The sequence below is a fragment of the Paucilactobacillus salsurae genome (assembly GCF_054784995.1).
In genome coordinates, this window is sequence record NZ_BAAHWX010000003.1 from 1 (window position 1) to 23940 (window position 23940).

Here is a 23940-nt window from a genome sequence, read left to right on the forward strand (position 1 = left end):
CCTGATTTAATGCTTTCCATGGTTCAAATAAGTTATTAATCACGATTAATGATTTATTTGAGCTGTGGAAGGTAAACGCGGTTCTGAATGTCTCTTAAAACCTGTCTCAAATATTGACTTCAATCCATAATTTAGTCGTAACTTTACTTACTCATCGCTATTCATTTTTTTGTCATATATTTTTTGTAAATTAACAGCTGGTTTTTTTGACGATTTTTTTAACAACCTAGTTAATCTGTTTAATACTTTGATGGCATTTTTCGAATTGGCTTCGCTCTTATTTGTATGGTGATATTCAATTTTTTGAACCTCATAGTCATTATTAAAACTGATCATGACATATTTTGAATATCCCTGTTTAGTTGTGGGGTAATAAACAATTGTCTGCTGTGTCAAATTCCAATGATCACCCGATTTCAATACATTTTCTGAATCAATGTTGCCAACATTCATATTTGCATACATGCCATCGCTGTTTTGAGACGAGTTGATACTGCTTTTAAACTTCTTATTAACCGATTTTGGTAGTGCATAATTATTTAGAGCATAGATTATTGGATAACTTTTGTTATCATGTTTCGTATGTGTAGCATAATAAAATGCATTTTCTGAAATATTTATACCTACATAGATACGGCATCCCACAAACACTAATAAGATAGCAACCACCATCCCAACAGATAATAATAATTTCTTTTTCATTAATGTTTCCTCCGACAAGAATGCTCATCCGGTCTCTTCTATCTTTTACATAGTTTCGTCAATTATTTATCTTCGTATTTTTTATCATATATTCTCTGTAAATTAATGACTGGTTTTTGGGCTGTATCTTTAATCTTTTTCGTAAACTTATCTAAGACATCCAACCCCATTTTTTTATTTTTTCGTTTATTCATTCCGTCACTATAATAAATCTTTGATTGCTTATAATTTTTGTCCATCCAGATTTCAACACCATCAGTATTTTTTTGTAAGTTGGAAAATAAACTGCAACATTATCTGTTAATAGCCATTTGTCGCCATCTTGTAAAACATTACGCGCAGACACATTACCGTCAGACCTCATAAAACCATTTCTTCCTGCTTTTTCGTCACTGTTAATATAACTTGGAAATTCTTGGTCGACTTTATTTGGAAGTCTTTTACGATTTACTTCTCGTAAAACCGGATACTGATTTTTTGAAGTAAGCATATGTGTCGCATAATAAAATGAATTTTTCCCTAAATTATAATTTATATATATTAGTAAACATGCAATAGCCACTATGATTCCTAAGGTGGAAAGCATTATATATTTTAACTTTTTCACAAATGGACTTTTCATTTATGTTTACTCCCAAAAAACTTCTTAATCTTACTGGCAACTTTTTTAACTGATCTCTTTACTTTTTTGGCTACTTTATGTGTATTCCCCAATTATATTTCCCCGTTTTTAGCTGTAATTATGGTTATCGCTCGATAACAACAGATATAATTGTTGCATATTATATATACATTATCAATAGTTAGCACATATAAATAATTGCTTAGGTTAATTACTCTTGTTTTGACAAATCTATATATTTAATTATGCTTAGGGAGACGTTCTTTTGTCATGCACTCTATCATTACAATTAAAGTGCAATTATTTATAATCAAAATATAAAAATACACGTCCAAATAGATTCTATTGTAATCTTTAAAAACGAGAGTCTATCCACTAGTCTGTGGTCTTTCAAAACCATAATAAATACCCCTAAAGTTAAAATGATTTTCATTTTAACTTTAGGGGTATCCCTCATACTAGAAACAACGCTATTTAAATCTAACTTTGTTTAGCATTCATTTTAATTTCATAATGACGCAAGATTCTTGAAATCACAAACGTCAAAATAAAGTACAGGATCATCGTAATCACAATTGGAATAACCCCGCGATACGTATCGGCTTGGACAATTTTTAATTGGTAGATCATGTCAGAAACACCGATAATTGAGACAATTGACGTTTCCTTAATCAGCGAAACAAATTCGTTCCCTAACGCTGGCCAAATATTCTTGATTGCTTGTGGTAACACAACGCTATACATCGTGTCATGGGCTGTTAAGCCTAAACTTCGCGCAGCTTCATGTTGCCCTTTATCAACGGACAAAATCCCCCCACGAATTACTTCACAGACATAGGCGCCACTGTTTAAAGAAACCGCAATAATTCCAGATACAACCGCTGGAATATTGACAATTGCGCCTAATCCAAAGTAGACGAACAAGATTTGGACCATTAGTGGCGTTCCTCGAACAAATTCAACGTAGGCGGTTGCTAACCACTTAAAAGGTTTGAATTTTGCTAAGCGCATAAAGGCTAGTAAAATACCAATCAAGAAACCAGCAACGACAGAAATGGCACTAATACCGATCGTGTATTCAACACCTAAGGCAAAGTACTTCCAGTAATGCCACATTGAAGTGTTGGCAGTGTTAACTTTCATATATGAACCGGCTGTTTTTAAATATCCCGGAATGAGGTTTTGCGATTTAATTTCGCTAATTGACTTGTTCACTTGTGTTCGTAAACTAGTTGATCCCTTGGCTAGGGCAACGACATCATTAGTTTGCGATGACCCTAAATTAAATTTACCGTCAATAGCGACAATATCAGAATCGTTTTCAGCGTAGGCTTTAGCAGTTGGTTCGTCTACCACAACCCCATCTACTTTGTGCGTCTTCAAGGCAATAATCAGGTCAGATACCTGATCCATTCCTTTAACTGTCGCATTTTTAACTTGCTTTTGCGCTAAATTATATGGTAACGAACCAGTTTGGGCACCCATTTTTTTGTCTGTAAAGGATTTACGGTCCTGATAAACCTTCTTATCAGTTTTGTTAATCAAAATATATTGGCCGGCCTTGTAGTATGAATTTGAAAAATCAACACTCTTAGCTCGTTTAGCTGTTGGGTTCACACCAGAAATCACCATATCCACCTTGCCAGTTTCCAGCGCCACTAGTAGTGAATCAAATGTCATTTTTTTAATAACTAATTTGACGCCCATATCCTTGGCAATTTTTTTGGCAATTTGAATATCCATCCCGACAACTTTACCCTTGGCCATAAATTCATATGGTGGGTAATCCGGACTGGTTCCTAAGACAATCGTGCCTTTTTGCTTAATTTTTTGCAGCGAATCGTCTTGTCCTGTCTGGACGTTAGCAGTCGCAGACGAAGAACTCGCTGAACTAGAACTTGATTGGGTCGTAGCAGCTGTCGCCACACTACCTAAAATTGGCGTCACTAAAAATGCACCAATGACCATTAGGCAAATTGCTCGTGTAATTTTTTTAAACATAATAATAGCCTCCGCTTTTTTTCACCGCTTTTAATTATACCTAGTCCTGTTTTTTTATGCAATAAAATCAGCAAAGATGCATATTTTTCTTATGAATAACCCAAATTATCACGAAAAAAAGTGACCATGTTTCCACGGTCACTGCTAAAATTCTATTTTTTATTCTTGATGTCGTTGATTTAATCGTGCTAACTGCCCTTGAAATTCATGTTGGTACTTATGAACATCGGCATCTAAAGCAATTCCGTAGTCCACCGTCTCACCATGTTCTGCGATATCAAGGCCAATCTGTTCTTCGGATTGTGATACCCGCATTTTAACTACCCGCTTGAGCACTACGACAATCACACAAACCATTATTGATACAAAAGCAATTGTCGCGACCGTGGCGATCAACTGAATCAAAAGTAATTGCCAACCACCGCCATAAAAAAGACCATTATGAGCAATCGTTGAATTAACCTTTTTACTTGCCAATAGCCCAGTTGCCAAACTGCCAACAATGCCACTAACGCCGTGACACCCAAAGGCATCCAACGCATCATCTACATGTAATTTCGGTTTTAAAATAGTAATAAAAAAGTAACTCGCACACGTTGCCGCCACACCGATCCAAAACGCACCTGCAATCGTGACAAACCCTGCTGCCGGTGTAATCCCAACTAATCCACACAAAGTGCCCGTGCAGATGCCCACTAAAGTTGGTTTACCCGTCTTAACCACATCAATTAATAACCAGGTGACCATGGCGCTAGCAGTCGCTACTGTCGTTGTGCTTGTCGCCTGTACCGCAATATTATTAATGGCTAATGCACTACCTGCATTAAAACCATACCAACCAATCCATAAAATCGTTGTTCCGAGGAGTACCCAGGGTAAATTATAATGGCCATGATCTCGATCATAATCGATCCGTTTACCCAAGAAAATGGATAACACCAATGCAGTAACGCCCGCGTTGATATGCACTACCGTTCCACCGGCAAAATCTAACGTACCAATTTTAGCAAGCAGGCCACTTGGACTCCATACCATATGCACCATTGGATAATAGATCAAAAGTGACCATAAAATAATAAACCAAAACAAAAAACTAAATCGCATTCGACCAACAATTGCGCCCACAAACAATGCTGGTGTGATGATGGCAAACATCATCTGAAATAACGAATATAACCCAATTGGAATTTTCGTGGCAGTCAGTTGTGTCAAATTAAGGCCGTTCAGAAAAAAATGCTTTAAATTCCCGATAACTCCAACTTCATTGCCACTAAATGACAAGCTATACCCTGCCACAATCCATAACACGATTGCTAATCCACAAATAAAAAAGACAGATAGCATCGTATTAACCACGTTTCTTTGTGAAACTAAACCACCGTAGAAAAATGCTAACCCCGGTGTCATAAAAAGTACCAAAATACTTGAAATTACCAAAAATGATGTGTTTGCGCCATCCATAATCAAGCCCCTTTCTTCTCTCTATGTCAGAAAACATAACATCATTTTTAATTAACTACAAGTATTTTGAGAAAATCAATTCCTATTTTTCGTTTTATTAAGTTAAAACGTTGATTTACTTTGATTTATTTACATGTAATAAAACATTACATACAAAAAAGACCTTCGTTTGACAACGAAAGTCTCTTTGGTTGATACCCATTCTTCACTTTTGTAACAAGGTGAAGCTGCGCGCTACATAATTCCAATGAAGTGAGCAAATGTCGGCACAACCAAGTCAATAACAACACCGATAATAACCACGGCAATTGAGGCCATTGACCCTTCTACAGATCCCATTTCTAAGGCTTTAGCTGAACCAACGGTATGTCCGGCAGTTCCTAAACCAAGACCAGCACCGATCTTTGATTTATCAAGCTTAAAGACTTTAACTAACCAACCACCTAAAGCGTAAATGATAACGGCGTTCAAAATAACGGCCATGGCGGTGATTGAGAAGTTTCCACCAATTGCAGTTGAGATTGGTAATGCGATGGCAGTCGTAGCAGCTTGTGGCAACATTGCGGCTGTGGCAGCAGTATTCAAGCCTAATGCACGTGAGATAAAGTAGATTAAGAATAATGAAATAACTGATCCAATAATTAATGATAATAGAATTTCAAACCAATACTTTTTAACGATATCGTTACGTTTGTACAATGGAACGGCAAACGCAATCGTAGCTGGGTTCAAGAACCAGAAAATAATATCTCCACCTGGCTTGTAGAACTTAGTATAAACGGCAACTGTGGTGGAACCCATCATTTTTGCCATTACGATTAAGACAACAATACCAAGAACCATACCAACGAACAGTGGTTGGAATAAGAAGAATCCTTTGCCAATCTTGAACAACCATTGTCCAAATAAGAATGTGGCTAATGATAGAAAAATCCCGAAAAATGGTTGTGCTAATGCAGCAGTCATTGCAGTTGACATATTATTCCACTCCCCCATCTTCTTCAATGTCTGATTCTGAACGATGACGAATCTTGTTACTAATCGAAATCAATACCCAAGCGGTATAAGCGGTAACAACTAACATAACAACCGTTGAAATAATAACAACAGTAACGATTTGGACCCCTGACTTAGCCATAATATCCAAACTAGTTGCTAACGAAACACCTGAAGGAACGAATAAGAATCCAATCAAACTGATCATGAATCCGGCAAAATTATCGACCCATTCAACCTTGATAATATGAAGTGTTAAAAGTAAATATAATAGCACTAAACCAATAACTGGGGTTGGAACGGGGAAACTCTTTGGAAAGAGTGGCGAAATTAGACTTGAGACAAATAACACCGTGGCAAAAATGCCTAATTGAATTAAAATTGGTGCTGCCTTCTTTTCTTTCTTTACTGCTTCTTTTTGCTTATCCATTAGTAAATCCTCCAATCTTGACTACATTGACCAACGATTCACTAATATTATACGAAATATCAATCAATTAAAGTGCTGTTTTGTAGCTAAATAACCCAATTTTTAGTTGAACAACCCTAGCAAGTGGGTGAAAAACCTCACATTTCTAAAGCAGTTTTCATGTCTGCCACAAACGCTCGCCCGACTGGTACTTTGTCACCATTTGACATGGTTAGCTCGTAAGTATGATTAAAACTGGGTTCTGCTTGACCAACTTTATTTAGATTAACCAAAAAACTACGGTGAGTTTGCATAAATGTCTTTGGATCCATACTCTCCATGAAACTTGTTAGTGTTTGTCTTGTGTGGTAACGCTGCTCTTCAGTCACAATCACCAATTCACCTTGTTCAACGAACACATAGATGATCTCTGCTTTATTGATCACTTTAATTTTATCTTCTTCAGTAACTGAAATTCGAGGATTATTACTGTGAGGTTTACCAACATTCGGATTAATCATCAATCCTTTTTCAATTGCCTCGTCGACACGACTTTGTTCAAAAGGCTTTAAAATGTAGTCTAAGGCATTGGCATTAAATGCATCGAGAGCATACTGATCGTAAGCTGTTGCAAAAATAATACGCGGGCGTGACGATAATTCCTTAAGTTGATTGGCAAGTTCAAGGCCATTTTCATCACCTAATTGGATATCTAAAAACACTAAATCAATGGTTTCTTTAATCAACCAATTTTTGGCTTCACTAATATTTTCAGCCTCAGCAATTTCATCGACGTGTTTGTTTTGTTCTAATAAAAAACTTAATTCTTCGCGTGCTAAAGGTTCATCGTCGACGACTAATACTTTCATTTTATTGCACCTCCTTGAGCGGCAGATAGGTCGTCACAATTGTTCCATCATCATTAGAAATAAACTTAAGGGCGCTATCTTCACCATACAAGCCAACCAAGCGTTGATTTAGGTTTTGTAGCGCCGTACCACTACCTGCCTCAGAATCAACTTGTTGTTTACCAAGTTGCAATAATTTTGTTCGTTCAATACCGATTCCATTATCAATCACTTGAATTTTCAAACGACCATTCTGGCCCTCAACGTTGATCTTAACTTGGTTTCCTGTTTTTTTACCTACGAAAGCATGTTTAATGGCGTTTTCCACCAGTACTTGAATAGTAAACGGCGGTAATAAAACACGGTCGTTAACGCGACTTTCAAAATCAATTTCATATTTATCTGGAAAACGAGTTTGTTCCAAAACTAAGTATGCATTCACGTGCTCACGCTCTTGGCGAAGTGTGATTTCAGTTTCACGAACACCCATCAAATTTGAACGAAAATACGTGCTTAATTGAAGTAACAATCCACGTGCCTGTTCACTATTTTTACGCATCATAGCAGAAATCGTATTTATCGCATTGAAAAAAAAGTGTGGGTTAATTTGTGCTTGTAACGATTTAATTTCAGCATCCTTGACTAGTTTTGATTGAGTCTCTGCTGCCCCCAAAGCAATTTGGCTTGAAAAAATAGAGGCTAGCCCTTGAGCTAATTGTTCTTCAACTGGCGTTAACTCACCAGCATCCGTATAATACATTTTCAGCGTTCCAACAACGGCGCCGTCAACATGCAACGGGATTACTACCGCTGCTGCCAATGGACACTTAGGATTGGAGCATCCAATTTCTGCCTTACTGTGCGCAATCTTAATTTGATTAGTCGCAATTGCCTCTTGTGATAATCGCGTTACCATAGCATTCCTGGCAACATGGTGATCACTACCTGCCCCAACATGTGCCAGAATTTCTGTTTGTGACGTTAAGCTAATTGCAGAAAAATTCGTATATTTTTTAATAATTTCAGCCACCGTGGTCGCTGACTCTGTGTTTAAGCCCGAACGAAAATAAGGGAGCGTGCGATCTGCCAATTCCAAAACATCATGCGTTTGCATTGCTTTGGTTTCTTCTTCCTGGCTCAATGTCATTTGAATAATTTTCAAAAAGATATACGTTCCCACCGCATTAATAGTAATCATTGGAATTGCAATGAATTTAACCAGGACCCACCCGGTTGGACTAAATAAGAGAATAAACAGCATTTGGACCGTTTCCATTAACAAACCAACAACTGTTCCCTGCATCGGATTCATAATTAACATTTTTTTACGACTACTATCATCTTTAAATGCCACACCGGACAATGCCCCAATGATAATAGAACTTGGAATGTAAAAGAGGGCAGAAGCGCCACCTTGTAACACCCGGTGTGCACCAGCAATTAAACCAACAACACTGCCGACATATGGGCCACCAATAATGCCTGAAACTGTCACCGCTAATAGTCGTGTATTCGCAATCGAATACTGTGACGGAATATTTAACAAAATTCCCGTTGAAATTAAATGATTATTTTGGTCAATTTCAATCCCTGTTAAATTGGAAATAATAGCAAAAAAACCAAACAAAAAAATAAGTTGAACCTTGCTACCATGTGTATGGTTATCAAATAATAATTTACGAAATGGCCGCACATTCACCATCAAAAACGCTAAGATAATCACAATTCCCACTCGTTCTAGCATGAGCAGTGATAAATTTAGCATTTGCATTAAAATTCACCTGCATTTCTCATTTTCTTATCATCTAAAATATCATCTGAAAATAAAAATAGCTAGCTTTTTTACGCTAGCTACTTTTTATTTTATTTATTTTTGATAGATAAATTGTCCCGACGGAATGCGAATTAACGTATAGCGATTGGCAACATGTCCACCTCTAACCCCTAAACCATTCAAAAATGTAGGTTTGTATCGGGTCGTCATGACTGCCACAAACGCCTTACCATTTTTTTGATCTTGTTTCTTCAACTGTTGTTTATTCCATGGGTAAACAGATGCCGCAGCATTTACAGGATTGACACCAGCCGCAATGGTTGCACTGTGGCCACTAACAGTGTACTTATTACTGTCTGACCAATAAGTATATGACGCAACTGGTTTTTCACCACCAGAAGCACGATCAACTTTAGTGTAGTAGAAGTCCCCCTTAATTGGGGTAATGACCAATGGTTTGTATTCCGTTTTAATCGCAATTTGTTGGTGATCGTTCATGTTCACGTCTCTAAAGAATGACAAATAAGCCATCCCCGCCAGTGCGGCAAACGAAATTGCCAATAAAATAATATAAGTAATCATATTTTTCCAGGCAAATGCTTTTTTTGTTTTGACGATTAACATCAACTGTTTAACTCGAATATAGTGAATCACATAGATTAAAAAGGCGATCGCAATCAACCAAAGTAAAATCCCAATAAAATTCCAACCAGTGAACATGTTGTGTACTCCCATCTCAAATCATTTCTATTGATTATGCCATAAATCCGTTGAAAAATCTCACGTCCTAACTTACCTATCTATTTTAACTAAAAAAAGATACAATAGGAATAAATAATTGTTTTGTTTAACAAAATCTAAAGGAGCGAGTATTTTGGATGATTTAAGTAAATTAGCACAAGAAATTATTGCTTTCGAAAAAAAGAAACATTTAACAGACAACGACATCGCATTCGGCAGCCAACTATCAGTAGAACGCGTGCATAACATTAAATCAATGGAAAGCGCTCCTAGTGACGATGAAGTTCGGTTGTTGAGGAGATTTATGAAAAACTCATAGAGTGCGGAGAGCAGCCGGTTAGACCACGAGGAGCACGTTTCAGCAACAGAACAGTAACAAAAAGAATAAAAACCTTAAAAAAACGACCCAAAAATTCTAAAAAAAATAGAATTTCGGGTCGTTTCTTCTATTTACTAAACCGTTATCTAATGCACTAACAGTACTAATTATCCTATATACGCCCGCCAATCTGTTTGTTACAATCAAGCAGAAAACCTCACTAAACTTTACAAAGGAAGTTATCTTTTGACTCATTTTCACCTCACTAATCGCATTTGGCACCAATTTCGACAAAACTGGGTCCCTTATTCCCTGCTCATTTTCGGTACAAATCTTGTCATTTCATTAATTGTCATTCCACTATTAAATTGGTTAGTCGAGGCGGCACTCAAACTCGGCCACATTGATTACGTTTCTTATAATAATCTTAACGTCCTTGTTCAACATCCAATCGTTTCACTGCTGTTGTTTGGTTTGCTTGTCATTGCCTTACTCTTAGTGTATTGGCAATTCTCGTTTATCATGCGTGGCATCTATCAGATTAACGTCCAGGGTCATTTACGTCCTGGCGTAGTTTTCTTGCAAACTATTCATCAGCGTCTAGAACTTTCAATCACATCATTTTTCTTTTTTCTCGGTTATTTTGTATTAGTATTGCCATTTGCCGGAATCGGCTTTCATACCGCTTTATTGGCTAAAGTAAAAATACCGGCCTTTGTTTTATCCGATCTAATTACTAAACCATGGGCTGCCGTTACTATAGCAATTACTTACATTATCGTTTTGTACCTTGGACTTCGTCTACTTTTCGTATTACCTAAATTGGTAATTAAAAAATTTCCAGTTAAACAAGCCATCCGTGACACTTGGAACCAAACGAAGGGGCATATCATTAGCCTGTTTCTAGATATTTTAGTTTTATCACTGTGCATTGCACTGATTACAATCATTTCCTATGTTTTAATCATCGCTGGGCAAACCTTGTTTGATCATTATTTAATTAAAGCATCATTTCTATTGGCGGTCATTAACCTGGCATTAATTCAGTTTGTGACACAAATGATGGTGATTTTTTCAACCTTTGGCATCATGTCAATTTTATTAACGGAAGTGAAAGTCACTCCCGTTGAACCTCAATTACTTCGCCACCGCCGTTTTTCTCGAACGCTCACCGTTATTGCACTGGGCGCAGTGGCTATCGGCTTTGCGACTTTCAATGCCATTTATCTAAAAGGCATGCTGGTCACCCGACCACTCGAAATTTCACACCGTGGGGTCGATAATGGAAACGGCGTTCAAAATACGCTCCAGTCACTACGCAAAACCAGTCGTGAACATCCCGACCTCATCGAAATGGATCTTCACGAAACTAAAGATCATCAATTTGTGGTCATGCATGATGAGAACCTTAAAAAATTAACTGGTGTTAATAAGGCCCCATATCAACTCACTTTGGCACAATTGAAACGATTAACGGCTCATGAAAATGGCTATCATGCCAAAGTTACGTCATTTGACGACTACCTTCATACCGCCATTAAGCTTCATCAACGGCTATTGATTGAAATTAAAACCACGCCTCACGATTCCAGCAATATGCTCCAATTATTTGTAAACCGCTATGGTACTACATTGTTAACTCATCACGAACAAGTACACTCATTAGACTACCACGTCATTACAGGACTGAAACGTACAGACCCAAAGCAGTTTGTCAGCTTTATTTTGCCTTATAATTTAGCCTTTCCGCATACCAAAGCTAATGCCTACACCATGGAAGCTACAACGCTCAATGATAGCTTCGTAGATCAATCACAAAGCAGGCGGCAAAAAGTTTACGCCTGGACAGTTAACAATGATCAGGAGATGCAATCGATGTTATTTAACAATGTTAACGGCATTATCACAGATCAACTTGGCGAACTACAACAGACAGTCAGTGATAATATGAACCATCCCAGTTACGCAACACGGTTGGTAGATTACGTCATTGATTTACCGACAACAAATATGCCTTTAAATTAACGCACACAAAAGTGGTTAGTAAAAAAATTACTAACCACTTTGTTTTTGCTATACACAACTTTCTCCAACAAAAAAATTCTTAAATTTAATAATTATAAAGCTACCAATCTGTTACTTTCATTAAAACACTGTCATCAATTTCATTAACATTTCGCTATTTTTATAGAAAATTGCACCACGGATTGTTACTTTTTGTCACAAAAATTAAACTAATTTGTATTGTGCAAGGTGTTGACATAACGGCATTATGATGATATCGTGATATTAAATCTTAATAATCTTAGTTAAATTTTAAGAATTATAACTATTTCTTTAAAAGCCTATAGATATGAGCTGTGAAGATTATTAATACAAAAAATAAGGGAGCGTTTATCATTATGAAGAAAAGCAATCAAGTGATTGATCATACCTTACATTACAAGATGTATAAGCAAGGTCGTAAATGGGTTTTCGCCAGTGTTGCCGCTTTTTCAATCGGCTTAGGAGTTGCTGGTGTCTCTGCCCATGCAGATAGCCAACCAAATAAGTCTGACAAGGAAAGCAGTACAACTAACGATGCTGCTACGGATTCAAGTGCAACCACCGCTGTCCTTTCAGCTACCTCATCAAGTGCCACTGCTACAATTGATACTGTCAGTGATGCTGCAAATACTTCAAGTGCTGCCGACAGTGCTAATAGTAGTGCAGCCGATGAAACGGCTTCTGCTGCCAGTGCAGTATCAGCTGTAACCAGCGAAGTTGCTCAAGAAAGTGCTGTTGCCGCAACCAGTGCCAATAGTGCACCAGCCAGCCAAGCAAGTGCTGCTTCGTCAACCGCAACCAGTGCTACTCCAGCATCTTCATCAAGTGCCACATCAAGCTCAGCAGTGTCTTCATCAGCTGCACAATCAGTTAACGTCATTACGATCAACTCAGACGATGCTAGCGCCTTAGCTGCTGCTAAGCAAGAAGCTGCCGCTAATTATGCTGCTACCGGTCAAACACAAAAGATCGTTGCTGTGGCTGCCTCAGCCAGTGCCACACAACCAAAATTTAGTTCAAACGCTTCACTTCAAGCCTTCATTGAAAGTGTCCAAGCTGGCGCTATTAATGGCTGGAAGAAGTATGGTGTCTTACCATCTATCACAGTAGCTCAAGCCATTCTTGAAAGTGGTTGGGGAAAATCTTCATTATCAGTTCAAGCTCATAACCTCTTTGGGATTAAGGGCAGTTATAACGGCAACAGCGTCAACTACCCAACGCAAGAATACATTAACGGCCGTTACGTCACGATTTACGATGCTTTTAGAGCTTATTCTAATAACTCACAAAGTGTTGAAGACCACGGTAACTTCCTATATGTTAACTCACGTTACCATAACTTATTAGGCCAAACCAACTACGTAACAGTTGCTAACATGCTTCATTCAGACGGTTATGCAACAGCACCAAACTACGCTAGTTCATTAATTAATATCGTTCAGACATACAATTTGACGCAATTAGATCAAATTGCGTTCGCCGGTGCGAGCGTTAACACAAGTAATACTGGCTCTGGCAGTTCAACCAGTACAAACATTAGTGGGTCTACCTACTATACCGTTAAGAGCGGTGACACCCTTTCTGGGATTGCTAACAAGTACAGCACAAGTGCTGCTACTTTGGCTTCAATTAACGGCATTAGTAACCCTAACAAAATTTATATTGGTCAAAATATCTTAGTTAGCAAGGGGAGCTCATCTTCAAGTAGTGCCTCAAACACAAATAAGACGACTACAACGACAACACCATCAAAAACTACTTCAACTGCTACTTATACAGTTAAAAGTGGTGATACACTATCTGCCATTGCCAACAGTCATAGCACTAGTGTTTCAGCTTTAACTTCACTCAATAAGATCAGTAATCCAAACAAAATCTATGTTGGCCAAGTATTGAAACTAAAGGCTGCTTCAACCTCTTCAACAACTACGAAGCCAACCACTACAACATCAACAACAAGTTCAAGTAGTGCTTCATACACAGTTAAGAGTGGTGATACCCTTTCAGCTATTGCGAATAAATTGGGTACTTCTGTAGCTAACTTAGTTAAAGTCAACAACATTAGCAATGCCAACTTAATCATGGTGGGTCAGGTTTTGAAAACTACTAGTACATCGGTTTCTTCTGCTAAAACTGTGCAGATAACGACAAGTACTAAGACTACTTCAAACACCAAGTCAGCTGGTTCATATACAGTTAAGAGTGGTGATTCATTATCATCAATTGCGGCTAAATATGGCACTAGCTATTCAACATTGGCTTCTATTAATGGCATTGCCAATCCTAACAAGATTTATGTTGGACAAACCATTAAATTAGCTGGTGGCTCAAGCTCAGCAACAACAAAGGCTACCTCAACAAACGCTGCCGGTTCATATACAGTTAAGAGCGGTGATTCATTGTCAGCAATCGCTGCTAAGTTTGGTACTAGCTATTCAGCTTTAGCAAGTAAGAATGGAATTGCTAATCCTAATAAGATTTATGTTGGACAAGTGATTAAGTTCTAATTTAGTGAATAAATTTAAACAACCACTCCATTGTTGAGTGGTTGTTTTTTTATCACTTATATTAAAAGGCAAGCTATTCAATCAAAAGAATAGCTTGCCTTTTTTCTTTTTTATTGCTGAAACGTGCTCCGAGCACCCAGACCATTCCGGTTAACCCGCTAAAAGCAAAATCCCAAGTTCAGGGATTTCACTTTTAGCACGTTAATCCTCGTGGTCTACCCGGGCGCTCTCCGCACTCTATTTTAATGCCAAATATCAAACCGACCATGCTTCAAGATACCCTTAACACCATTATCAAAGAATAATGAGCGGTCTGTGATGACCTTCTTCATTGCTGAAGCTGGGTAACCCTTTAATTTGACGTCCTTGCCGCCCATTAAGACTTGGCCAATTGCTTGGGTTCTTCCTAATGATGCAACTGTTCCTAATGAATGGAAGGCAAATGGAACACTTGAGCCGCCTTTTGCTAAGTTAGCAACGTTTTGAGCTGCTTGGGCAGCAGACTTCAATGCGATTTGAGCTGTTGTTGGCCATGGACGATCATTTTCAGGGTTCATGATTGCGGCCACATCCCCAGCAACAAAGGCTTCTGGATGTTCTTCACTTAAACTTAAGTCTTCGCGAGGAATTACACGTCCACGACGAGCACTAAATTGTGGATCGTCCATAACGTGACTACCACTAACACCGACTGTCCAAATAATGGTGTTAGCATTTAATTCTTGGGTTTCATCGTCTTTATCGTAGACCACTTTTCCAGGTTCAACACCGGAAATCTTAGCGCCTAAAACAAATTGAACACCATTGCGTTTCAAGTAGTCAACGGCAAAGTCAGCTAGACCTTGATCAAACATTGGTAAGATATTGGTTGCTGCTTCAGCACAATATAATTCCACGTTTGGCGTGTCATACATCTTAGCCCATTTCTTTGTTGAATGAATTAATTCTCCTAATAATTCGATTCCAGTAAAGCCGGCACCACAAACGACAACTTTTAAGTCGTTAGGATCTTGTGATTCTTGGAAACGTTGAATTTGAGCTTCAATATGTGCAGAAACTGCCTTAGCTTGTTCCAAATTAGTTAATGGGAGCGCATTTTCTTCAGCGCCCTTAATGCCAAAGGTTTCTGATCTGAATCCTAACCCGATGATGACATAATCATAGGTTAAAGGTTCACTATCATTTTTTAATGCGATTTCTTTTTTATCTAAATCGATACCAGTCACAGTATCTTGAACGTATTTAACACGTGAAGGTTTCGCTACTTCAGAAACATCAAATGAAATTTCTTCGGGCTTTGTTGTCCCGGCAGCCACTTCATGAATGTTTGTTTTTTCTGTATGCACTCTTGTGTCACTTACTAACACTAATTGTGCGTCCTTTGGTGCTTGTTCCAATAAAACTTTGATAGCACGCATACCTGCGTAGCCACCACCTAAAACAACTATTTTTGCCATGTCGCGATGCTCCTTTTTTAGTATATTGAATCCGCTTACTCAAGTATCATTCTACACGAACAATCCTGTTATGACAACGAAATGCCGTTATTTTTTAATTAATTATTTATCGAAAGATAAGAACGAATTGAAATTATTTTGTATTTTTTTCACAAGCATTGGTTAATTCATCTAATCTAGCTCAACTAAACGTTTTATCGCCATTAAATAAAGGTACTTATGACCGACTTTGTGATTAGTCATTTTTTGTAAAGCTTGCGTGTATAAGTTCACTTGTCCACGGTACTTACTAATCACTTGATTAACATCATTTTGTGGTGTAATTCGATCTGTCTTATAATCAACCAATTGAATTTCTTGGTCCGTTTCTAGATAACCATCAATAATTCCGTGAATCAAAACTTTTTCTTGATCAGTTTCAATTTCTTTAAATAGTTGATTTCCATTTAAGAGCATCGAAAATGGGATTTCTCGATGCCACTGAGTTGGATTTGCCAAAATTGATTGGCCTAAAGTAGTTTCAAAGAAGGCAAGCACGTCTTCGACATTAATTCGCTCTGCAATGGCCGGTGAAATTAATTTGGCTGCGGTCAACCGCGCAATTGTTTGATTAATTTGTTGGACATCTGGTTGGGTGGTGACATCAATCATCTGTAAAACCAGATGAGTGGCCGTTCCAATTGCTGTGGGACTGGGTGCTATTTCTTCTTGTAAAAACTGCGGTTGGGCAAATTCTTGATTTAAATAACGGCCTGTTTGCTTAGCTTCCGGTGCAAATGTCAGCTGTCCCAGTTGGGTATTATCTGGATCTTCAAACAATCGTTTAATTTCTGAAACAGACTGATAAGCTGTCGTTTTAGTGGCGGCCACGTGTTGGTAATTAAACGTTAAAATCTGCTGAATGGCCTGTTTAACATTTGCCGGTAACTCATCTGTATTCGCCGTTAAAATCTCTTTCGTATTCATGACAGTTTCATCTTGAGCAGCTTGATTTCCGGCAAGGTCTTCAGGTGTGACCCAGCGCATGTCAAACTTAGTTTCATCGCCTTGTAAAACGGTTGAATAAACGCCATCTGATAAATCTGTTTGCTCAAATTGTTGATGCCGAATCAAGCTCATGCCAATCCAATCCATAAAATTATTGGTAGTTAATCGTACTTGATCGGGAAGTGTTAATTGCTCACTTTGAAAGGCCTTTTCCCATTTGGCAAATGCCTTTTGCCGATCTGGATACGCACCAGTAATGATTAATCGTTGCTCCGCACGCGTGAGCGCTACATATAAAAGCCGCATTTGTTCGGCTTTGATCTTTTGATCGACCGTGTTAATTAACACCTGTTTTGGTAAAGTTGGAATTTTGATCCGATCACGATTCAAATAAGTAATCCCAAGACCTTCATGTGCATCAAGAAGATAGTCTTGTCGTAATTGCGTTAAGTTAAACGCATGCGTGGCATTCATTAAAAAGACAACCGGGAATTCTAGTCCTTTACTGCCATGAATAGTCATAACAGAGACCGTATTATTATCTTGTTGGATGGGTGCTTGACCTAAATCTTGATCTTGTTGTTGCATTTGTTCAATGAAGCGCACGAATTGAAATAGGCCCTTAAAACTACTTTGTTCATAGTCGTAGGCACGTTGATACAAGGCGTGTAAATTAGCTTGTCGTTGTTGACCTCCCGGCATCCCGCCGACATAATCTAAAAAGCCAGTTTCTTCATAAATGGTCCAAATCAAGTTCACCAGTTGGTTTTGTGTAGCCAGTGTTTGAAAAGTTTTTAATTGCTGTAAAAAATGATCTATTTTTGAAAAAACAGTCTGCCCAAATGTGTCACCTTCAGCTAGTTGTGGTGATGCTTGGAACTGTTTGAGCGCTTGATAATAGTCATCCGTCTTATCTTGAATGCGGAGGTAAGCTAATTGATTTTCATCTAAACCGACCATCGGCGAACGCAACACCGCCACCAGTGGAATATCTTGATATGGATTATCAATTACTTTCAAAAGCGCCATCATGATGCGTACTTCTGTGGCTTGAAAATAATTTTGGGCGTCGCTAACCGTAACTGGAATATTCAAACGAGCAAACTGATCCACAATCAAATTATTATTGTTGCGTGTCGGTGCCAAAATGGTAATGTCACCGTATTCTACCGGCCGGTGCTCGCCTGTTTGGCGATCGTAAATCAGTTCTTGGTTTTGAACCATTTGTAAAATACGTTGCCCGATCATCTGTACTTCGCCGGCATTTTTATCCGCCACATCAAAAGTTAGGTTTTCAGCGTCTAAATCGTCATCAGTTTGACCCTCGTACAATAAAATTTCTGCTGGGAAATTATCTTCACTAGGATAATCCGTCGCACCATATTGCAGATGGGCAGCCTCATCATAAGCCATTTCACCAACTTTTTGATCCATTAATTGTTCAAAAATGAGATTCGTAAATGCGGTCACGTTTTTCATGGACCGGAAATTTTCGGCTAAAATAATGGCTTGACCATCCGTATTTTGTGCTTGGCGATAGGTTTGATATTTGTGTAAAAACAGCCGTGGATCCGCCTGCCGAAATTGATAAATCGACTGTTTCACATCACCCACCATAAACATATTGCCAGGATCAAGTTGAACGATTTTTTGCAAGATGCTTTCCTGCAACTGGTTCGTATCTTGATATTCATCCACCATCACTTCACGATACTGTTGCTGTAAGTGCGCTAGAACCGCTTGACCATCTTCAGACTGATTATTCAAAATTGCTAACGCAAAATGCTCCAGATCACTAAAATCAAGTACATGGCGGCGCCGCTTTTCAGCTTGGTATGCTTCTTGATAAGCACTAGTAAATGTCACTAATTCCTGAATAACAGCTTGTGCCTCAGCCATCACCGTGAGTGTTTGTTGTTCCGGTAGACTAAAGTAATTTTGTAGGTCTTGTAAACTCGCTTTGCTGCTATCTCGTAACGCTTTGATATTGGTATAAATTGGTTTTAATTCTTCATCTCTTGGACCCGTCATTCTGGCAAAATTTAGTGCTAATAACTGTTCGCGAATGGTATCAAATGCCCCCGTTTGAACAGTTGTCATTAATTGCTGAGCCTGAGCTAATTCATCTTTTAATACGCCAACTAATTTTTGAAATTTATCCCCAACAGCAAGGTTAATGGCTGTCTGCAAATCATTTTCAACTTGTTGAATCACTGAAACCAGCATGGGTTGCAGTTCATCTGTAAAAATCGGAAGTTCTGTAATGGCATGATTGCCCACTTCATAATGATTAGCCAGTGTTTGCATCCACTGCTGTGGATCTGGGGTGGCGGTTGCAAAACGATCCAAATCATTCACGATGTCGACCAGTCCTTGATCACCACGATCATTCGAAAAATTTTGAACGAGTTGTTCGAAAGCAGGATTATTGAGCGAATAGAATTGTTCAGCTGTATCTTGAAAAACTTCGTCCCGCAATAATAGTTGTTCTGCTTGATCCGTTAATAGTCGAAATTGAGGATCCAAATCAATTAAATAATAATATCGTTTGATTAGACTCAAGCAAAATGCATGTAACGTGCTGATATTGGCCACACCTAGTAAGTTAATTTGCCGTTTTAATCGTTTTTTTGTGGTCTCATTAACTGCCGGATTTTTGATTTGTTGGCGCAGTGCTTTAGCAATTCGATCGTGCATCCCTTTCGCCGCGGCATCGGTAAACGTCACAATCAGAAGTTGGTCAACATCCACGCCTTCTAAAATTTCTTGAATCACTCGTTCAACCAAGACCGACGTCTTACCAGAACCGGCAGAAGCAGAAACCAAGATATTATGATGGCGCTCACTAATTGCTTGTTGCTGTTGTGGCGTGTAGTTTGTTTTAGTCATCTTGGTCTCCTTTCAATAAATTAAAGACGTCTTTTTCCGAGAGTGATTTCAATTGATGATAATTATTTTCCGGTAGCATTGCATCAAATTGAAAAATATCTTTAAACGGTGAATATTGCAATGCGGTGGTCGTTTGATTCCATTTAGCTGGATTCAATTGATCGGCACCACTAAAAATTTGGGTGGCCGCATTTTTAATCCGTTCTAGATTGCGTTGCATTAATAACGCCAGGTTTTCTTGGGTATATAAATGACCACCGCTGGTTTTTTTATAACCCGTTTTACCTTCTTTAAAGGGATACAAAAGTGATGTTGATTGTGTTTGTAAATGTGCATCTAAGTTTTCAAGTAAATCTGGCTGTGCTAACAAAATACCCTGGTATTCATTAGCCAACAATTGGACGCTTTCTAGCTGATTATCAGCTTTTTGCAAATCAGCCAGGTTGATTTTGGGATTATTGATATGCATGTAGAGGGCACCACCAAGTTGACCGTCGGGTGTACCTCCCAGTTGTTGCCAATTGAGCTTCACTGCATTTAAATACGTCAACATCTGCATTGCAATACCGTAATACGCATCCGTAATATCAAATTTCTTGTTGCCTGATTTGTAATCCACCACACTCAAGTAATGGGTCTTGTCAGTCGTCAATTGATCGATGCGATCAATTTTCCCTCGAACTCGTACTTGTCGGCCACCTGGTAAATCAAAGACTAGTGGTTGCAAGCCACTTTGATCTTGGACCTGGCCAAATAAGACTTCTGTTTGCATGGGTCGCATCTTGGTGTACTTACTTTGCTTGGCCAGAGTTGTCCCCATTGCATGAATTGTCTGCGTTAATTGCCGACCAATGTATTGCATTCGTGCCGAACTCGCTAAAATCATAAATTGCGGCGCACTAGCTACTTGATCCACAACTTGATCGATTAATTGCGATAGCTCACTCTCGCTAAACTCGCTCATATCTTTACCACTGGCGTTGATTTGTTTAACCAGTTGATCTAGTGACGCATGGAAAAATTCACCCGTATTGGCAGGTGACAGTTCAAACATGTCACGTTCTTTTAGTTTCAGACCAAATTTCAAGAAATAGGCATATTCATTTTCGTAGAATTCTTCTAGTTTTGAGACCGACGTATTGATGGCATTGCCATACAAACCGGTAACAATTTCTGGTTTTAATGGCACAGGAATATTGGTGTAATCCAGACTTTGCCAAGCAGCTATCAATCGCTTGTTAACGTTAGCCATTGCACTCAACTGTTGATAAACAAACCGCCAATTTGTTGGTAATATGGTTTGTTGATCTTTACTCTGTCGGCCAATTTGAATCAAATAACTAATGGTCGCTTGCGGTGCACTAATATAAGCCGCAATTTTATCATCATGAACATCTGGCGATTGATGATATTGGGTGACTGAAAGATCAAAATACCGTTGTAAGGCTGTTACATATGGAGACAGATCCAATTCATTACCGTTATTATCCAATCGTGGAGCGGAAATAATTAATCGTTGTTGGCCACTCATAAATCCCAAATAATTTAAAAATGGATCGCTAGCCAGTTGTTCCATGCGATTACTTGGTAAAAATTGATTATCAGCTAATTGTGGGGTCAACTGTTCTTTATCTGGGTCAGTTAGAAGTCCACTTTCAGCCGGTAAGTCTGGCATAACGGCGTCTGTCGCACCAATCACAAAAACAACTTTACGATTATTATTTTGTACAATTCCCGTTTCAGAAATTGTCACTTGATCCATTGTTGATGGAATTTGTGAATACGTGGCACTGGCAAAGCCTGTTTGTAAAATCGTTTGAAAATCGTCAACATTAAATGTTTGATCACCCAAGATATTGACGTATTCATCGAGCAATCCACAAAAAGTCTGCCAAACTTGCTGCTGTTGTCCAGTTTCGTCTTCAGTTTGGGCCAAGGTTTCTAAAACATGTTGATTTACCAAAAATTGATATAAGATCGTCGCCGCTTGTTGCCCCGTCGTTGCCTGTTCTAAGGCTGTAAAAAACGGTGGTAAATTATCCTTCACAAAATGACGAATCAGATTAATTTTTTGCGTTTCTCGTTCAACTTTATCAGTTTGAATGCCAATGTCTGATTGTGAGAATTGATAATATTGCCAATCTTTTTCACGTAACCAATCATCACCATGCAAGCCCGTTTTCAACAACCAATTTTCTGTCACAGACAAGGCATCTTTATAGTCTTCTAGACTCATCTGTTCGCCATCAATTTCAGGTAGTAATAATTGTGTTTTCAGCAAGCGCATCATGTCAGCGTAGCGATAATAATGTTTCTGCACCTCAAATAACGCATTAATCAATTCCACCAACGGATGATCATCCATTTGTTTTTCATGATCATTAAAAATTGGAATGTTATTCTGGGCAAAAATCGGTTCCAGTCCTGCATGATATAAATCTAAGTGACGCGTTAAGATTAAGAAATCACGGTAACGGTACTTCCCGCTAGCGACCAGTTGGTGAATTTGCCGCGCTACTTGGGTTAATTCGGTTAACCGATTATCCGTAGTGAATACTTGTAAATTAGCACGCGTAGTTAATTCCTGTGGTTGAATTTGGGCCATTTTCGTATCGGCAATCATAAAGCGATCAACGGCTGCGAGTTCCGGACTCGTTCGATCTTGTTTGGCATACTGATCGACGACTAATTTCACCTGATGCGCTTTAGCATCTTGAAATAAACGATGATAAAGTTTGCCCGATTCAAAAAACAAATCATTTTGATCTGGCATTTGTTGTTGGTATGGCTGATCTAACACCACCGAAACATACACGTTTTGGGCGTGACAAATAAGAGCAGACACAATGGCCTGTTCACTAGCTGTAAATGATGAAAAACGATCCAGATAAAAATGCATTTGGCTCAAATCATGTTGGTTCAGATATGTGGCTAGTTGCGCATAAACATCAGTATTACCAATATAACGGCCGATTAATTGCTGCTCATATAGCGGATAAATGACATTGAGATCTTGTAATTTAGCGTTCAAGTCGCTATTTTCATCAACTTGACTAGCTAAGTTTTTTAAATCATCAGCACTGATATTGGCTTGCCGTAGCTCTTCTAATTGCCGGGTGATTTGATTAATAAACCCTGGTTGATTAATCTCCCCAGCAAATAAGCGCAGTTGTCCTTGGTGTTGTTTCAAAATACTAAGCACCAGCATGTTAAGTCCTGTCGTACTAATTTTTGGAACTTGATAGGCTGCCGTATTTTTTAAGAGATACCATGCTAACCGGCTAAATGAAAACACTTGCAGTTTTGATTGGGTATAGCCACTAACTTCTTGATTGGTCTTGTGCGCCAATGCTTCTAAAACTTGAATTTCGGTTTCAAATTTAATGTGGTTGGGCACTAAATAAAAAAATTGATCATTGGGGTTTTGTTGCATGTCTGCTGCCATTTGATCAACAAGTTTTGCTTGGTGATCTTTAGCCGCTGTTCCTAAAATAAATCCTAAACTCATGGTGCACCCCCAGTTGAAATATCGTTAGTAAAATTATAACACGTTGCCCGGTTGCGATTATGGATATAAAGCGGTATTCTATTATGGCGTTAAAAAACTAAATACAGCAAAGGAAGGAATTTATTAACATGAATTCTAAGACTCATTTTTTTGGCATCCAAAACGTTGCTGATCTAGCAAAAGTTGCGGTTGTTGCTGCACTCTATGTCGTTGTTACGATAGTCTTGGCACCCTTTAGCTTCGGCGCATATCAACTGCGTTTGTCAGAAACATTTAATCATCTGGCATTATTTAACAAACGATATGTGATTGCCGTTACGCTGGGCGTTGCCATTGCTAATATTGCATCTCCACTGGGCGTGATTGATATTGTTTGGGGTAGTTTCCAAACATTTGTCATGCTTGCACTTGTTCGATTCTTGACTAAGCACGTTTCTAATCTCGCCGTGAAAATGGTGATTGCCATCTTAGTCACAACTTTCATGATGTGGATGATTGCTCTTGAACTAGCAATCGTTGGTAATCATGCCTTTTGGCCTACTTTTTGGGCAGCTTGGTTATCGACTGGCGTCGGTGAACTTTTATCAATGAGTGTTGGTGCCATTTTGGTTTATCTGATTAATCAAAAATTAGATCTATCAAAACTTTAAGATCATCATCGTAAACAACAAGA

At 38.5% G+C, this 23940-nt stretch carries 16 protein-coding genes; 4 read left to right on the forward strand and 12 right to left on the reverse strand.

Features of this window, described 5'->3' with window-relative positions:
• Positions 1-147 precede the first annotated feature (147 nt).
• From ACYVQZ_RS03645 to ACYVQZ_RS03685, 9 genes are all read right to left on the reverse strand, one after another.
• Positions 148-702: a hypothetical protein gene (locus tag ACYVQZ_RS03645; protein ID WP_461240041.1), complete on the reverse strand. Its 555-nt coding sequence runs from the start codon at positions 700-702 to the stop codon at positions 148-150.
• Between the two features lie 190 nt (positions 703-892).
• Complete coding sequence (locus ACYVQZ_RS03650) at positions 893-1324, reverse strand: hypothetical protein (RefSeq protein WP_461240042.1); 432 nt, start codon at positions 1322-1324, stop codon at positions 893-895.
• Positions 1325-1804: 480 nt separating this feature from the next.
• Positions 1805-3325, reverse strand: a complete 1521-nt coding sequence (locus tag ACYVQZ_RS03655; protein WP_461240043.1) for an ABC transporter substrate-binding protein/permease — start codon at positions 3323-3325, stop codon at positions 1805-1807.
• Positions 3326-3484: 159 nt separating this feature from the next.
• A complete protein-coding gene (locus ACYVQZ_RS03660; protein ID WP_461240044.1) occupies positions 3485-4786 on the reverse strand; it encodes an ammonium transporter in 1302 nt (433 codons plus the stop codon).
• Between the two features lie 234 nt (positions 4787-5020).
• Complete coding sequence (lrgB, locus tag ACYVQZ_RS03665) at positions 5021-5764, reverse strand: antiholin-like protein LrgB (protein ID WP_461240045.1); 744 nt, start codon at positions 5762-5764, stop codon at positions 5021-5023.
• 1 nt (position 5765) lies between these two features.
• Positions 5766-6212, reverse strand: a complete 447-nt coding sequence (locus ACYVQZ_RS03670) for a CidA/LrgA family protein (protein WP_461240046.1) — start codon at positions 6210-6212, stop codon at positions 5766-5768.
• A gap of 137 nt (positions 6213-6349) precedes the next feature.
• Complete coding sequence (locus tag ACYVQZ_RS03675; protein WP_461240047.1) at positions 6350-7060, reverse strand: LytR/AlgR family response regulator transcription factor; 711 nt, start codon at positions 7058-7060, stop codon at positions 6350-6352.
• Between the two features lies 1 nt (position 7061).
• A complete protein-coding gene (locus ACYVQZ_RS03680) occupies positions 7062-8804 on the reverse strand; it encodes a LytS/YhcK type 5TM receptor domain-containing protein (RefSeq protein WP_461240288.1) in 1743 nt (580 codons plus the stop codon).
• 102 nt (positions 8805-8906) lie between these two features.
• Positions 8907-9533: an LVIS_2131 family protein gene (locus ACYVQZ_RS03685; RefSeq protein ID WP_461240048.1), complete on the reverse strand. Its 627-nt coding sequence runs from the start codon at positions 9531-9533 to the stop codon at positions 8907-8909.
• Between the two features lie 154 nt (positions 9534-9687).
• Between ACYVQZ_RS03685 and ACYVQZ_RS03690 the strand changes: the two genes are divergently transcribed.
• The 3 genes from ACYVQZ_RS03690 (at position 9688) to ACYVQZ_RS03700 (ending at position 14426) form a co-directional block, all read left to right on the forward strand.
• Positions 9688-9873, forward strand: a complete 186-nt coding sequence (locus ACYVQZ_RS03690; RefSeq protein WP_461240049.1) for an LBP_cg2779 family protein — start codon at positions 9688-9690, stop codon at positions 9871-9873.
• Positions 9874-10119: 246 nt separating this feature from the next.
• Positions 10120-11898 carry a glycerophosphoryl diester phosphodiesterase membrane domain-containing protein gene (locus ACYVQZ_RS03695; RefSeq protein ID WP_461240050.1) on the forward strand — a complete coding sequence of 593 codons (1779 nt, stop codon included), beginning with the start codon at positions 10120-10122 and terminating at the stop codon, positions 11896-11898.
• Between the two features lie 377 nt (positions 11899-12275).
• The gene (locus ACYVQZ_RS03700; RefSeq protein WP_461240051.1) at positions 12276-14426 is read left to right on the forward strand and encodes a LysM peptidoglycan-binding domain-containing protein; all 2151 of its coding nucleotides are present in this window, start codon (positions 12276-12278) and stop codon (positions 14424-14426) included.
• Positions 14427-14668: 242 nt separating this feature from the next.
• Here ACYVQZ_RS03700 and ACYVQZ_RS03705 read toward each other — a convergent pair whose 3' ends face one another.
• The 3 genes from ACYVQZ_RS03705 to ACYVQZ_RS03715 all read right to left on the reverse strand — a co-directional run bounded on the left by ACYVQZ_RS03705 (position 14669) and on the right by ACYVQZ_RS03715 (position 23267).
• On the reverse strand, positions 14669-15883 hold the full coding sequence (locus tag ACYVQZ_RS03705; protein WP_461240052.1) for an NAD(P)/FAD-dependent oxidoreductase: 1215 nt from the start codon (positions 15881-15883) through the stop codon (positions 14669-14671).
• 171 nt (positions 15884-16054) lie between these two features.
• Positions 16055-19759, reverse strand: a complete 3705-nt coding sequence (gene addA / locus ACYVQZ_RS03710; RefSeq protein WP_461240053.1) for a helicase-exonuclease AddAB subunit AddA — start codon at positions 19757-19759, stop codon at positions 16055-16057.
• Positions 19752-23267: a PD-(D/E)XK nuclease family protein gene (locus ACYVQZ_RS03715; protein ID WP_461240054.1), complete on the reverse strand. Its 3516-nt coding sequence runs from the start codon at positions 23265-23267 to the stop codon at positions 19752-19754. The genes addA and ACYVQZ_RS03715 overlap by 8 nt, the downstream gene beginning before the upstream one ends.
• Before the next feature lie 128 nt (positions 23268-23395).
• On the opposite strand from ACYVQZ_RS03715, the gene ACYVQZ_RS03720 reads away from it, so the two are divergent.
• Positions 23396-23917: a QueT transporter family protein gene (locus ACYVQZ_RS03720; protein WP_461240055.1), complete on the forward strand. Its 522-nt coding sequence runs from the start codon at positions 23396-23398 to the stop codon at positions 23915-23917.
• The last annotated feature ends 23 nt before the right edge of the window (positions 23918-23940 follow it).